The organism is Candidatus Rokuibacteriota bacterium, assembly GCA_016209385.1.
Taxonomy (GTDB): domain Bacteria; phylum Methylomirabilota; class Methylomirabilia; order Rokubacteriales; family CSP1-6; genus JACQWB01.
Map to the genome: position 1 here is coordinate 1 of JACQWB010000125.1, position 12946 is coordinate 12946.

Below are 12946 nucleotides of genomic sequence, written 5' to 3' on the forward strand. Positions count from 1 at the left end.
ACTGAGACGGGAGACGACGGACCAGCCGCGAAACGACGATCGCTGATGAGACAGTCGATCGCGAATGGGAGACCGAATCCGGACAACCCAGACAACCGATAGATCGGCGCAGCGCTTTCAGATATGGTTCTATCCGTCATGCTCACGCACGACGGATAAAAGCCTGAATGTTCGGCGAATAGTTCGAGGGGGCGTACGGAGACGATGGGTTGACCCGTGAGAAGAAGGTTCCCGAGGACCCAGTCGGGTTCATCCAGGACGGTGTTCGTTCGGGGCCGGATATTCTGGACCTACCACGTGAATATGCGCCTCGCCGGCCGCTTCATCCCCCGCGAGGCGATTCTGGCAGCAGTGGACACGTATCAGCTGGTCGAGGCGTACCCGGACGACAAGTACCTGCCGAGCTACTTGCTCCTCGCTCGCCACGGGGAGGAAGCGTTCCACGTGTTGTTGGCCGTGGACGTCGAAGGTGATAATGTGCGCGTTGTGACATCGTATCGCCCGGATCCCGACGAGTGGCAGCCCGATCTCAAGACAAGGAGACCACGCCGATGAGATGCACGGTGTGTGGAGCCCAGCTCAAGCCGACGAGGACGGATCTGCCGTTCAAGGTTGGGGACATGCGCGTCGTGATCCTCAAGAACCTCCCCGTCGTCCAATGTGGCAACTGTCCCGAGTATCTCCTAGAAGACGGCGTGCTCCGCCGGGTAGATGAGATCTTGGCAGGAGTCGAGCGGGGCGCCGAGCTCGAGATCATTCGCTACGCTGCGTGAGGCGCGGCGGCGTATCGCCGAACAGCAGGATTCAGCTGCCGGGCCGCAGAGCGGCCCGCACCTGATCCTGAGTGTTAGACACACAATGCCAGCGCCGCCGATACTCTCGAACAAACGCTATACGGAGCCGTCTGTCTTCACCGCCGAGAACCTGCTACGCGAGGCGAGACGGCAGAAGTCATTGGCGCAGGCGCATGTCCCGAGGATCTGTGTCCTCGACCCCGATGGCGACATCGTCCGCTGGCTCATCGGAACGAATCGCGCAGAACGCTATCCTGAGTGGGGGTGCTATCACACCGACCTTTTCACCTTCGCGCAGGATGGTGTTGGGTTCGGTATCGTTGGATGCGCCGTCGGGGCGTCGTTTGCCGTCCTCGTCGCCGAGGAGCTATTCACCGCCGGCTGCGAGTTGCTGATCAGCGTGACATCGGCCGGGCAGGTCGTCGTGGTCACTGATCCCCCCTATTTCGTTCTCATTGAGAAGGCGCTGCGTGATGAGGGGACCAGTTATCACTACCTTCCTCCAGCAGACTTCAGCCACATCAGGCCAAGCCTCCTATCGACACTCGAGGGAGTGTTCACTCATATGCCGGTGCCTATGTACCGGGGTGCCACGTGGACGACCGACGCGCCGTTTCGCGAAACGGCGTCCGCCGTAGCTCACTGCCGGGAGCTGGGGATCATGGCCGTCGAGATGGAGGCGGCCGCTCTCTATGCCTTCGCGGAGGCAAGACATCAGTCGGTTGTTTGCCTTGCGCACGTGACTAATCGGATGGCACGCGCCGAGGGTGATTTCGAGAAAGGGGTCGCAGGCGGTAGTCAGGATGCTCTGCAGGCGGTTGCCCTCGTCGCACGTGCATGGATGAGCCACTAATCCGCGCCCAGTACGTAAATCCACATGCGGGCAGCCGACGAACGGTGTCTAACTTCAGCTTGCAGCGCACGGCGCAGGAGCGCCGCCGCTGAACCTGGGCGTTCGGCGCATCTGCGCGTACCCAGAACCGCATCATGACGATAGAGAACCGTCAGCTGATCGGGCGCTATGGGACTCAGTGGGCCCGGAACACGGAGAACATCAAGGCGCTGCGTGCCCAGGGCATCCGTGAGCAGATTCGCAAGCCCCAGGCGCTGACGGATCGTCCCTTCGGCGTCAATCTGGTCCCACCTGTGACGCCCCCACAGGGTTTCGAGGCACAACTCGAGGTCTGTCTCGAGGAAAGGGTATCCGTGGTCTCGCTCTTCTGGTGTGACCCGGCGCCCTTTGTGGAGCGTTGCCGCGCAGCCGGGGTGGTTGTGATGCTCCAGGTCAATGGCCGCTGGGTCATCGAAACAAGGCACCGTGGGAAGGCATGGGAGGTTATCGTAGAGCCGGACCACGAGCGGCGGTTGCTGGTCGTCGTGACCGCGTACCCGGTCTGGGAGTGAGGGAAATGAACAACTCCTACTTGGAAGTCACGTTTCGGCACGGTCGTGCCCTGGCGGCCTACCTCTACCTTCCACGGAGGCCGAACGACAAGAGCTATCGGACGGAAAGGGCGGCGCCGGGATTGGTGATTGACTTCAACCGAAATGGCAAGCCCATTGGCATCGAGATCACCGCACCAGCCAAGTTGTCCGCGGGGGCACTCAACCGGGTCTTGCGTCGGTTGCGCCTGCCGACCCTGACGCGCGCCGACCTAGCGCCCCTTCGAGCTGCGTGACATCCCAGGCTCTCGCTAACCAGCGTCTCCAGCCGACGGCCGGCGCGAAGCACAACGTTGAACCGTAGCGGCGTCGCGCCGGCCGCGGCTGAGACGCGGCGTTAGCCCGCACAGTGGAGAACAACTATGGGAAAGAGACGAACTCTGGCCGATGACGAAGCCGATCGGCAGCGGGTCCTGGAGTACGTACGGGCGCGGCCAGGAGAAAGTTGCCAGGAAGCGGAAATCAAGAACATGACGGGCGTCGCCAAGAGCCGCGTGCGAAACCTAGTGCGTGGCGTTCTCGGTATCGACCCGGTGGAGCTTGAGGCTGGGGCTGTTCGCTGGTGTCCGCCCGAAAAGCCGAACGAGAGCTCCAAGGGGAGCTGAATTATCATAAGCGTGCGCGAGACTCGGCGTCAGTTCACGGAGATGGCGAGACCCCGGGCGGAAGGTGGTGTGCCTTCGCGAATCCGTGTAACGAGGCGCTTCAGCGGGCTCGCGTTGCTCGCTCCGCGGCCGCTGAGCGTGAACGCTAGACGTATGCACGGAAGGGAAGCGCAGTGACGGCGAGCCTGGGGTTCCGGCTGTCAGCCATCGTGGGCGATCAATACCCAGAGATGGAGGTTCCGCCTGTCGACGAGCTGCTTGCCAGACTTCAAACTGGCGAGGTGTCCGGTGAGGCTGTGATCTACCCGACGACTGGCGATTTCCCCCGGGCGATGATTGACTGGCATGCGGGCCACGGGTTCGTCCTGCTGTGTTTCGACAACGAAGCCTCTCGAGGCCACTTCTTGGCACGGGGTCCGGTGACCAGCCAGCCCTCCGTGTCGATTGTCCTTGGCGGTCAGGCGATGGAGAGGTGGCCGCCTGAGCTCTTCGTTCCCGAGGATCTCGCGGCCGACGGCCTGCGCGTCTTTGTCGATGCCGGCCAGCGCAAGCCAAGCCTCAGGTGGGTACGCCTGGATCGGTTTCGTCGCGAGGTGGTGTGGGAAGGGCGCGCCGCGCGGAGCGCGTGGGAAGAGAGGCAACGGCGACATGGCGACGCGCGCTGACGTATACTGATGACGGGAGGTGACTGATGAGGTACAAGATCGCCCTGCGGAAAACAGAGGAGGGGTACAGCGTATCGGTGCCGGGCCTGCCAGGCTGCTGGTCCCAGGGATCGACCGAGGAGGAGGCACTCCTGAACATCCAGGACGCGATCCAGGAGTATCTCGCGGCCCGCGACCAACTTTTAGAGGGCGCGACCGTGCGCGAGGTTGAGGTTACCACGTAAGCTTGCCGAAGATTCCCGGCATCAACCACCAGGATGCCGTTCGCGCCCTGCAGAAGGCCGGGTTTCGAATTGTCCGACAGGGCAAGCATATCGTGATGAGCGACGGCATCCGGATTCTTACCATCCCCAGACACAACCCGATAAACGCGTTCACTATGGGAGGTATCGTCCGCGACGCAGGTCTCACAGAAGATGAGTTCCGGGACCTGCTATAGTGCAGCGGCTAACAATTCGGTCCAGCCGACGAAGTCGCCGCTGTCAGCCGGCATTACCCATGACCACTGACGCGCCCCACCAGCGGAGCGCTGGGATGGCTGAGACCGTTCTCGACGTGCGCCGCCTCAAGAAGCACTTCCCGGTCAAGCGGGGGGTGCTCAGTAGCCGGGTGCTGGGGCTGGTCAGGGCGGTCGACGGGATCAGCTTCACCGTCGAGCGCGGGGAGACCTTCGGGCTGGTCGGGGAGTCGGGGTGCGGGAAGACGACCACGGCCCGGGTCATCCTGCTTCTGGAGCGCGCCACCGAGGGGAGCATTTTCGTCTCGGGCCGGGAGATCGGAGGGCTGCGGGGGCGCGAGCTCCGGCGGCACCGCGCCTCCGTCCAGGCGGTGTTCCAGGATCCCTACAGCTCCCTCAACCCGAGGAAGCGGGTGGGGGCGATCATCGCCGAGCCGCTCGTGGTCAACCGGGCCCTCCCGCGCCCGGCCCTCCCGCGGCGCGTCGCCGAACTCCTGGACCAGGTCGGGCTGCCTCCGAAGAGCGGCGACCTCTATCCGCACGAGTTCAGCGGGGGCCAGCGGCAGCGGATTGCCATCGCGCGGGCCCTGGCCCTGAATCCGAGCCTCGTCGTCCTCGATGAGCCTGTGTCGGCGCTGGATGTCTCCATCCGGGCCCAGATCATGAACCTGCTCAGGGATCTGCAGAAACGGCTGGGCCTCACGTACCTCCTCATCGCCCATGACCTTGCCAGCATCCGCTACATGGCCACGAGCGTCGGGGTGATGTACCTCGGGCGACTCGTGGAAACCGCCCCGGCGGAGGAGCTGTTCTCGCGTCCGTGTCACCCCTACACCCAGGCCCTCCTCTCCGCGGCGCTGCCGTCGCACCCTGACATCAAGCGGGAGGAGGTCATCCTGCCCGGCGAAGTCCCGAGCCCGCTTCACGTTCCCTCCGGCTGTCGCTTCCACCCTCGCTGTCCGGCGGCCATGCCGGTCTGCGCCGAGGTGGATCCAGCGGCGCGGGAAGTTCGCCCGGGCCATGCCGTGGCCTGCCACCTCTACTGAGCCGGTGCTCCCGGCTCTGCCCTGTCACGAGGAGGGTCGTCATGACGGGTAAGGTTGCGGTGTATCAGGGGCCCGGCCAGCCGATGGAGCTCCGGGAGTACCCGTTGCCCGAGGTCGGCTCCGAGGACATCCTCGTCAGGATCCGCTGCGCGAACATCTGCGGCTCCGATCTCCACATCTGGCACGGGCGCGGGCCGGGCATGCCCCGCGGCCGCTCGGTCTCCGGCCACGAGATGGTCGGCGAGGTGTTTCGCCTGGGCCGCGAGGTGAAGCACGACTGCCTGGGCCAGGCGCTTCGGGAGGGCGACCGCATCGCCTACGCCTATTTCGTCCCGTGCGGCGCGTGCCCGGCCTGCCTCAGCGGCGGCCCCGGGTGCGCCAATCGCTACCGATTCTGGTTGGGGAGCGTGGACGAGCCGCCGCATTTCCGCGGCGCCTACGGCGAGTACTACTACCTGCGAAAGGGGCAGACGCTCTGCAAGGTCCCGGACGAGTTGAGCGACGCCGAGGTATCCCCCGTCAACTGCGCCCTCTCGGAAGCCCTGTACGGGCTGGATGAGATCGGCGTCCGCCTGGGGGACGCGGTCGTGATCCAGGGCGCCGGAGGGCTCGGGCTCTACGCGACGGCGCTGGCGCGAGACATGGGAGCCGGCCAGGTGATCGTGCTCGACAAGCGGGCAGAGCGGCTCGCGCTGGCGAAGGAGTTCGGCGCCACCCACGTGATCAACGTGGACGCGACAAGCGAGAAGGACCGCCGGGAGCAGGTGCGCCATCTGACCCGCGGCCACGGCGCTGACGTGGTCGCCGAGTTCGTCGGCGTCCCGAGCGTTGTCGAGGAAGGCGCTCGGCTCCTCCGGCAGGGCGGCCGCTACCTGTGGATCGGCAACATCACTCCCGGCCTCCCGTCGGCGCTGGATCCGGGAACGGTCGTGCGCGGGGCCCAGACGGTGAAGGGCGTGATCGTGTATGAGCCCTGGGTGCTGCCGCGGGCGATCGACTTCCTGGCGCGGCGCCGGGACACCTACCCGTTCGGCAAGATCATCTCCCACGCGTTCCCGTTCGAGGAGATCAACCGCGCCTTCAAGTTCGCGGACGAGGGAGGCGCGATCCGGGTCTCGCTCCGGATGGGCGCGTCGGCGTGACCTCGGGCGGGCCGCGAGGGCGACGACGCGGAGGGCCCGGGTGATGAAGTCTCCCCGGCGGAGCGCAGCGGAAGTTTCTCGGCGCGAATGCGGCCCGGCTCTACGGCCTCGAGGCTCGGTAGGATGATATGCGTGGGATAGGCGCGATCATCTTCGACATGGATGGGGTCCTCGTCGATTCCGAGCCGCTGAACTTCGAGGCCCTCCGTCTGGTGTTGGCGCGGTACGGGATCGCCTATAGCGAGGCCGACAATGCGCCGTTTGTCGGCGTAACCGACCGGGAGCACTTCCGAGCCCTGAGGGCGCGGTACGGGCTGGAGCCGCTCGAGAGCGAACTGATGCGCGGATACACGGAGCTCTTGGTCCGGTTGATCCAGGACGGTACGAGGCCCATGCCAGGGGTTCCCGGCGTGCTCCAGCAACTGCGGGAGGCCGGCTACCGCCTAGCGGTCGCGTCCTCGGCAGCCCCCCAGGTCATCGCGGCCACGCTCGAAGCCCTCCGCATCGCCGGGCTCTTCGAGGCGGTCGTCTCGGGGCTCGAGGTGGACCGGGGGAAGCCCGCGCCGGATGTGTTTCTCGAGACCGCGCAGCGCCTCGGCCTCCCGCCGCGCGCCTGCCTCGTCGTCGAGGACTCGCGAAACGGCATGCTGGCGGCCAAGGCCGCCGGGATGCCATGCGTCGCGATCCCGTGCCCGGCGACGCGCCACCAGGATTTCAGCGAGGCTCATGTCCGCCTCGCCGAGCTTGCGGCTCTCCCCGCGCTGATGGCGGAGGCCGGGCGCGCGAGAAAGGGGACTCTCCGATGAAGTTCGGGCTCTTCTTCTAGGACGCGGTCCGAAGCAGCTTCGCGCGTAGATCGTGTACCTGCTGGTGGAAGGGGACGCCGCGGGGCGCGGTCATGGGGGTCTGTTCTGCCAGCGTGGTGTGAAGCTCCACGAGCACCGGGCCCGGCTCGGAGAGGAGCTGCGGCAGGCGGCGGCGCAGGTCCCCAGGGTTGTCGATCGCGCAGGCGTTCCGGTAGCCGGCCCCCTTCGCCATCGTCACGAAGTCCACGGTGAGTCCGCCCGGAATCGCCTGACTGCCGGAAGTGTGGTAGACGCCGTTTTTGAAGACGAGGTGCGTCAGGTTGCGCGGCGCGGCCGCGGCGATGGTGGCGAGAGAGCCGAGCTGCATGAGAAGCGATCCGTCTCCGTCGAACACGATCACGCGGCGCTCGGGCCGCGCGAGCGCCAGGCCCAGCCCGAGGGCCGAGGCGCCGCCCATGAAGCCGACGCAGGTCACGGAGAGGTCGTCCGGGGCGATCACCCGCCACGCCGGCGCGGTGGTCATGGTGGGAACGCAGATCGCGTCGCCACGGGCGGCGGCGATGGCGCGCAGCACGTCCTCGGGCTTCATCGCTCCTAGATTGTCTCCAGACCGACGAGGACGGCCGCCGGGCCCCGTCGCTCGCGGCTGAGCTTGTAGTACTCGCCGATCAGGCGGAGGTCCTCCGGACCCTCGAGCCGCGCGTGCGGGACACCGAAGGTGTCGAGCAGCGGCTCGCAGTAGCGGACCATGGAATGGCGGGACTCGGACGGGTCCCGGTCCCTCTCGCGGTGGAGCAGGCCGATCATGTAGAAGATGGGCACACGACCGTCGATCGCCACGCCACGGAGCGTGTTGACCGAGGCATAGAGACCGGCGTGCTGGATCATCACCACGCACGGCTCATCGCCGATGTAGAGGCCAGCGGCGATTGCGTTGGCCTCGTCCTCCGTGGCGCAGGTCAGGACCCGGATCGACGGCTCCTTCTCGAGGGCGGCCAACACCGTCCGCTGGTGCGTGTCCGGCACGCTCAGGATCCAACCGAGATGGTCGGATCTGTCCTCACGCCCCGTCGCAGACGCCGAGCGCGCCTCGCGGAAGACCTCCTTGAGCGTGTCGATGATCAGCGATGCGGGGATCGATTCGGGCACGAAACCTCCCTTCGACAATCGGAGGGGGCCTCGACGGCCCCCTCTGAGAGATCATAGGGGGGCGCCGCGGCCTCGTCAAGCTCCGCCGCGGGTGGCATGCCGCCGTGTCGTGTCAACGCGCAGCGGGGGAACGGTGTAGACTGGGCCCACCCACGCAGACCCTGGAGACCGGGCCCTCGCCAGCGCCGAGGGGCGGGAGCCGGTCTTCGAATGAAGCGAGGCACGACGATGGCTCTCCGCACGCCGCTCTGTGACCTGCTCGGGATCCGCTACCCGATCTGCCAGGCCGGGATGGGCTACGTGGCGCGCTCGGAGCTGGCCGCCGCAGTGTCCGAGGCCGGTGGCCTCGGCGTCCTGGCGGCCGCCCACAACACGCCGGCTGAACTCCGCGCCGAGATCCGCCGGGTGCGCGACGGGACCGATAAGCCCTTTGGCGTAGACATCCTGTTCGCGAGCGTGCGCGTTGCCGGCGCCGAGGCGGAGCGCTTCACCGACGCGGTGAAGGGCTGGGTGGACGTCACGCTCGAAGAGCGCGTGCCCGTCCTGATCGCGGGCCTGGGAACCCCCGGGCCCGTGACGGCTGAGGCTCACCGCCTCGGGATCAAGGTGATGGCGCTCTGCGGGAACGTAAAGCAAGCGCGCGACCATGCCGCGAACGGGGTCGACGTCGTGATCGCCCAGGGCCACGAGGCGGGCGGGCACACGGGTCGGATCGCGGGCCTGGTGCTGATCCCGGCGGTCGTCGACGCGGTGGCGCCGACCCCGGTGGTGGCAGCCGGCGGGATCGCCGACGGGCGCGGGCTCCTGGCGGCGCTCGCCCTCGGCGCGGTCGGCATCTGGATCGGGACGCGCTTCATCGCCACGGCCGAGGCCTACTGCCACGCCAACTACAAGGCGAAGATCGTCGCCATCGACGAGGAGGGGACCGTCGTCACGCGTGCGGCCACCGGCAAGCCGTGCCGGCTCATCCGGAACAACTTCACGCGCGAGTGGGAGAAGCGCGAGGCCGAGATCCAGCCGTTCCCGATCCAGGCGGAGCGCGTCGGCCGTCCGGCCGCCCTCCGCGCGCGCGAGGTCGGCGACATCGAGAACGGCAACGCCCCCTGCGGCCAGAGCGCGGGGCTGATCAGGGAGATCAGGCCGGCACGCGCGGTGATCGAGTCGCTGGTCTCCGAGGCCGAAGCTGTACTGGCGCGCCTGGGCGGCTGACGGGCGCGAGTGCTCTCAGAGCCCCGCGCGGCCCTCGATACGCGCCTTCAGCGCCTTGACCGTTTCCACGGCGCCATCCCGCCCGGCCCGCGCCAGCAGGAACGCCGGGAGCGTCGTTCGCCCGCCCATCGCGTAGGTGACCAGCGCCCCGTCTTCCCACTCGTCCACCTTCCAGTAGCCCCAGTGGTCACGGAAGAGGTCGTTGTCGCGGCTCTGGTCGAGCTCCCAGCGGAGGAGATGGGCCTCGGCATCGGCGTAGTTGTTCAGGAAGAAGCGGAAGGAAAACGGTCCCACCGCAACATGGTAGCTCACCAGCGTGCGGCCGGCGGAGCGCTCGATCACACGCGTTTCCTTCACGCGGGGGAAGAGCCCGGCGTGGCCGGAGAAGTCGAGGAGCGTGTCCCAGACGGTTTCGGGCTCGCTCTGGAGGTAGGCGAGCGCGGTCCCCCCCATGCCGACGCTCCCGTTGCGGCCCACGGGAACCTCGGCCCGGAACAGGATCGCCCCCGCTTTCAGAGCCGTGAGGTCGGTGTGGGAGAGGGAAGGACGCGCGGCAACTTCGCGCGCGTCGCCGATGGCCAGGAACAGCAGGAGGGATGCAATCGCAAGACGAATCACCGAGAGTCCTCCTTCACGGGAATGAGCACAACGCGCGGAGTTTCTCATATCTCACACCGGAAGTAAAGCGGAAACGCCCTGACGCGGAGCGCGGGCGGGCCGACCACGCTCGTCCCCTCGTGATATAATCGGGTGAACCCGCTCTGGAAGGAGGCAGGCATGGCCACCCTGACCGAGTCCAGGAAGAAAGCCCTCCGTCGCGAGCTGGAAGGGATCGTCGGCAAAGCTGCGGTGCTGTCAGACCCCGACGAGCTGCTCGTCTACGAGTCCGACGGCCTCACCCTCTTCCGCGCGTTGGCCGACTTCGTCGTGTTCCCGACGTCGGCCGAGCAGGTCTCGGCCATCGTCAAGCTCGCTGACCGGGAGGGGATTCCCTTCGTCGCGCGGGGCGCCGGCACGGGGCTCTCGGGCGGGTGCCTGCCGAGCGAGGGCGGTCTGGTCATCTCGCTGATGCGGATGAACCGGGTCCTCGAGGTCGACTACGACAACCAGGTGGCCGTGGTGGAGCCGGGGCTGGTGAACCTCCACCTCTCCTGGGCGGTGGGCCCGCGCGGCTACTACTACGCGCCGGATCCCTCGAGCCAGCAGGCGTGCACGCTCGGCGGCAACATCGCGAACAACTCCGGCGGTCCCCACACGCTCAAGTACGGCGTCACCACGAACCACGTCCTGGGGCTCGAGGTGGTGCTGCCGGACGGCGAGCTTGTCTGGCTCGGCGGCAAGACGCGCGACCCGCAGGGGTACGACCTGGTGGGCCTCTTCGTCGGCTCCGAAGGCACCTTCGGGATCGCGACGAAGATCGTGGTCCGGATCCTCAAGAAGCCCCAGGCGGTGAAGACGGTCCTCGCCATCTTCGACGAGATCGACCGGGCCTCGGAGGCGGTCTCGGCGATCATCGCCCGCGGCCTCGTGCCGGCGGCGCTGGAGATGATCGACCAGGTGACGATCCAGGCCGTCGAGGACGCCTTCGGCTGCGGCTATCCGCGGGACGCCGCCGCGGCCCTCCTCATCGAGCTCGACGGCCTCGCCGTCGGGATGGAGGCGCAGGTGGAGCGCGTCATCGCCGCGTGCCGTGAGTGCGGGGCGCGGGAGGTGCGGCTCGCGAAGGACGAGGCCGAACGTCAGCTCCTCTGGAAGGGACGGAAGTCCGCCTTCGGCGCCTACGGCCGTATCTCGCCCGCCTACATGGTCATGGACGGCGTCATCCCGCGGACGCGGCTCCCGTATGTCCTCCGGCGTGTGAATGAGATCGTGGCGACCCACAACCTCCGCGTCGGCAACGTGTTCCACGCCGGCGACGGCAACCTCCACCCCAACATCCTCTACGATCCGCGACGGCCGGGGGAGGAGGAGCGCGTGGTGCAGGCCGGCGCCGAGATCCTGAAGGTCTGCGCGGAGGTCGGCGGATCCATCTCGGGCGAGCACGGGATCGGCCTCGAGAAGATGGACTACATGCCGTTCATCTTCTCGCCGGCGGACCTGACCACGATGCACCGGGTGAAGGAAGCCTTCAACCCCCGCGGGCTCTGCAACCCGGGGAAGATCTTTCCGACGCGCAAGTCGTGCGTGGAGGTCGGGCCCGCCTACCGGCCCCACGCCATCGAAGAGAAAGGGCTCGCCCAGCGTTTCTGATGGCTGTGACGGCGAGCCCCGAGCCATCCGATCAGCGTGAACCCTGAGCTGCTCGAGAAAATCCGAGGCCTCGTCGGCCCTGAGCACTTCCTGACCGGCGTCGAGCTGTCGCCGTATGTCCTCGAAGGCCGGACGCCCGACGCGGCGGTCTTCCCGGGCTCGATCGAGGAGATCAGCGCCATCCTCGCGCTCGCCTCCGAGGCCGAGGTCCCCGTGACGCCCTGGGGCGGCGGCACGAAGATGGCCATCGGCTCGCCCCCGACGCGGGTCGGGCTGGTGCTCGGTCTCAAGCGCCTCGGGCGCCTGATCGAGCACGAGCCCGGCGACCTCACCGCCACGGTACAGGCCGGCATGTCCCTGGGCGCGTTCCAGGCCGAGGTCGGGCGGCGGGGGCAGTGGCTCTCGCTGGACCCCGGGTTCGCCGAGCAGGCAACGCTCGGCGGGATCCTGGCCACCAATGCCTCGGGGCCGCGCCGCCACCTCTACGGCACCGCTCGCGACCTCCTCATCGGCGTGACCGTGGTCGCGGCCGACGGCTCCGTCGTCAGGGGCGGCGGGAAGGTTGTGAAGAACGTGGCGGGCTACGACCTCCCCAAGCTCTACATCGGGTCGTTTGGAACCCTCGGAGTCATCGTAGAGGCGACCTTCAAGCTCAGGCCGCTCCCGGATGTGGACCGCTGCTTCCTGGCGCGCTTCGGCGGGCTCAAGGAGTGCGGGCTGGCGCTCAAGGAGCTTCTCACCTCCGACCTGATCCCCTCGGCGGTGGAGCTGCTGGACTCCGAGGCCGCCCGCGGCGCGGGGCTGGTCGCGGGGACGGACGGCGGCGGGACGCTGCTGGTGGGGTTCGACGGGCTCGAGGCGCAGGTGGGCTGGCAGTGCGAGGAGGCGCGCCGGCTCTTCGAGGCGGTGGGCCTCGTCGAGCACCGCGTCCTGGACGGGGCCGCGCGCGACCAGGCCTGGCGCGCGGCGAGCGAGCTGCCGCGGCGGGTCGTGGCCGAGGCCGCGGCCCAGATGAAGCTCGCGGTGCTGCCCGCGCACGTGACCGACGTCATCGAGCAGGCTGGTGGGGTCGCCCAGCGGCACAGCCTCGGGGCCGCTTTCGTCGCCCACGCCGGGATCGGGATCGCGCGGGGCGTCCTGACGGGGGGGCGGGACAGCGCAAGAGCGGTGGCGGACGTGCTCGGAGAATGGCGCGAGATCGCGAAGGCGGCCGGCGGCTCCGCTCTCGTCGAGTGGGCGCCCCTGGCGGTGAAAGAGGCGGCGGCCGTGTGGGACCCCCCGGGGCCCGCGTTCAGGATCATGCAGCGGATCAAGGCGCAGCTCGACCCGCGGGGCATTCTCAACCCGGGCCGCTTCGTCGGCGGCATCTGAGGACGCCCC

At 67.8% G+C, this 12946-nt stretch carries 17 protein-coding genes; 14 read left to right on the forward strand and 3 right to left on the reverse strand.

Features of this window, described 5'->3' with window-relative positions:
- Positions 1 to 216: 216 nt before the first annotated feature.
- From HY726_08160 to HY726_08210, 11 genes are all read left to right on the forward strand, one after another.
- On the forward strand, positions 217 to 555 hold the full coding sequence (locus HY726_08160) for a DUF4258 domain-containing protein (GenBank protein ID MBI4608966.1): 339 nt from the start codon (positions 217 to 219) through the stop codon (positions 553 to 555).
- Positions 552 to 773 (forward strand): YgiT-type zinc finger protein, encoded by a 222-nt coding sequence (locus tag HY726_08165; protein ID MBI4608967.1) that lies wholly within the window; start codon positions 552 to 554, stop codon positions 771 to 773. Before HY726_08160 ends, HY726_08165 begins: the two co-directional genes overlap by 4 nt.
- A gap of 85 nt (positions 774 to 858) precedes the next feature.
- A complete protein-coding gene (locus HY726_08170; protein ID MBI4608968.1) occupies positions 859 to 1647 on the forward strand; it encodes a nucleoside phosphorylase in 789 nt (262 codons plus the stop codon).
- A gap of 134 nt (positions 1648 to 1781) precedes the next feature.
- Positions 1782 to 2198 carry a hypothetical protein gene (locus tag HY726_08175; protein MBI4608969.1) on the forward strand — a complete coding sequence of 139 codons (417 nt, stop codon included), beginning with the start codon at positions 1782 to 1784 and terminating at the stop codon, positions 2196 to 2198.
- 5 nt (positions 2199 to 2203) lie between these two features.
- Positions 2204 to 2473: a DUF2283 domain-containing protein gene (locus tag HY726_08180; GenBank protein MBI4608970.1), complete on the forward strand. Its 270-nt coding sequence runs from the start codon at positions 2204 to 2206 to the stop codon at positions 2471 to 2473.
- Between the two features lie 542 nt (positions 2474 to 3015).
- Complete coding sequence (locus HY726_08185; protein ID MBI4608971.1) at positions 3016 to 3507, forward strand: hypothetical protein; 492 nt, start codon at positions 3016 to 3018, stop codon at positions 3505 to 3507.
- A 26-nt stretch (positions 3508 to 3533) separates the two neighbouring features.
- A complete protein-coding gene (locus HY726_08190; protein MBI4608972.1) occupies positions 3534 to 3731 on the forward strand; it encodes a type II toxin-antitoxin system HicB family antitoxin in 198 nt (65 codons plus the stop codon).
- A gap of 2 nt (positions 3732 to 3733) precedes the next feature.
- Positions 3734 to 3946: a type II toxin-antitoxin system HicA family toxin gene (locus HY726_08195; GenBank protein ID MBI4608973.1), complete on the forward strand. Its 213-nt coding sequence runs from the start codon at positions 3734 to 3736 to the stop codon at positions 3944 to 3946.
- A gap of 95 nt (positions 3947 to 4041) precedes the next feature.
- Positions 4042 to 5010, forward strand: coding sequence for an ATP-binding cassette domain-containing protein (locus HY726_08200; protein MBI4608974.1), 969 nt, complete (start codon positions 4042 to 4044; stop codon positions 5008 to 5010).
- A 41-nt stretch (positions 5011 to 5051) separates the two neighbouring features.
- The gene (locus HY726_08205; protein ID MBI4608975.1) at positions 5052 to 6152 is read left to right on the forward strand and encodes a zinc-binding dehydrogenase; all 1101 of its coding nucleotides are present in this window, start codon (positions 5052 to 5054) and stop codon (positions 6150 to 6152) included.
- Positions 6153 to 6280: 128 nt separating this feature from the next.
- Positions 6281 to 6958 carry an HAD-IA family hydrolase gene (locus HY726_08210; GenBank protein ID MBI4608976.1) on the forward strand — a complete coding sequence of 226 codons (678 nt, stop codon included), beginning with the start codon at positions 6281 to 6283 and terminating at the stop codon, positions 6956 to 6958.
- Between the two features lie 16 nt (positions 6959 to 6974).
- Here HY726_08210 and HY726_08215 read toward each other — a convergent pair whose 3' ends face one another.
- Complete coding sequence (locus tag HY726_08215) at positions 6975 to 7547, reverse strand: thiamine pyrophosphate-binding protein (GenBank protein ID MBI4608977.1); 573 nt, start codon at positions 7545 to 7547, stop codon at positions 6975 to 6977.
- A gap of 5 nt (positions 7548 to 7552) precedes the next feature.
- Positions 7553 to 8107 carry a thiamine pyrophosphate-binding protein gene (locus HY726_08220; protein MBI4608978.1) on the reverse strand — a complete coding sequence of 185 codons (555 nt, stop codon included), beginning with the start codon at positions 8105 to 8107 and terminating at the stop codon, positions 7553 to 7555.
- Positions 8108 to 8335: 228 nt separating this feature from the next.
- On the opposite strand from HY726_08220, the gene HY726_08225 reads away from it, so the two are divergent.
- Positions 8336 to 9316: a nitronate monooxygenase gene (locus HY726_08225; GenBank protein ID MBI4608979.1), complete on the forward strand. Its 981-nt coding sequence runs from the start codon at positions 8336 to 8338 to the stop codon at positions 9314 to 9316.
- Positions 9317 to 9331: 15 nt separating this feature from the next.
- On the opposite strand, the gene HY726_08230 is transcribed toward HY726_08225, so the two are convergent.
- A complete protein-coding gene (locus tag HY726_08230; GenBank protein ID MBI4608980.1) occupies positions 9332 to 9934 on the reverse strand; it encodes an SRPBCC family protein in 603 nt (200 codons plus the stop codon).
- A 159-nt stretch (positions 9935 to 10093) separates the two neighbouring features.
- On the opposite strand from HY726_08230, the gene HY726_08235 reads away from it, so the two are divergent.
- Both HY726_08235 and HY726_08240 read left to right on the forward strand, forming a co-directional pair.
- Positions 10094 to 11566 carry an FAD-binding protein gene (locus HY726_08235; protein MBI4608981.1) on the forward strand — a complete coding sequence of 491 codons (1473 nt, stop codon included), beginning with the start codon at positions 10094 to 10096 and terminating at the stop codon, positions 11564 to 11566.
- A 36-nt stretch (positions 11567 to 11602) separates the two neighbouring features.
- Positions 11603 to 12937 carry an FAD-binding oxidoreductase gene (locus HY726_08240; GenBank protein ID MBI4608982.1) on the forward strand — a complete coding sequence of 445 codons (1335 nt, stop codon included), beginning with the start codon at positions 11603 to 11605 and terminating at the stop codon, positions 12935 to 12937.
- Positions 12938 to 12946: the final 9 nt, after the last annotated feature.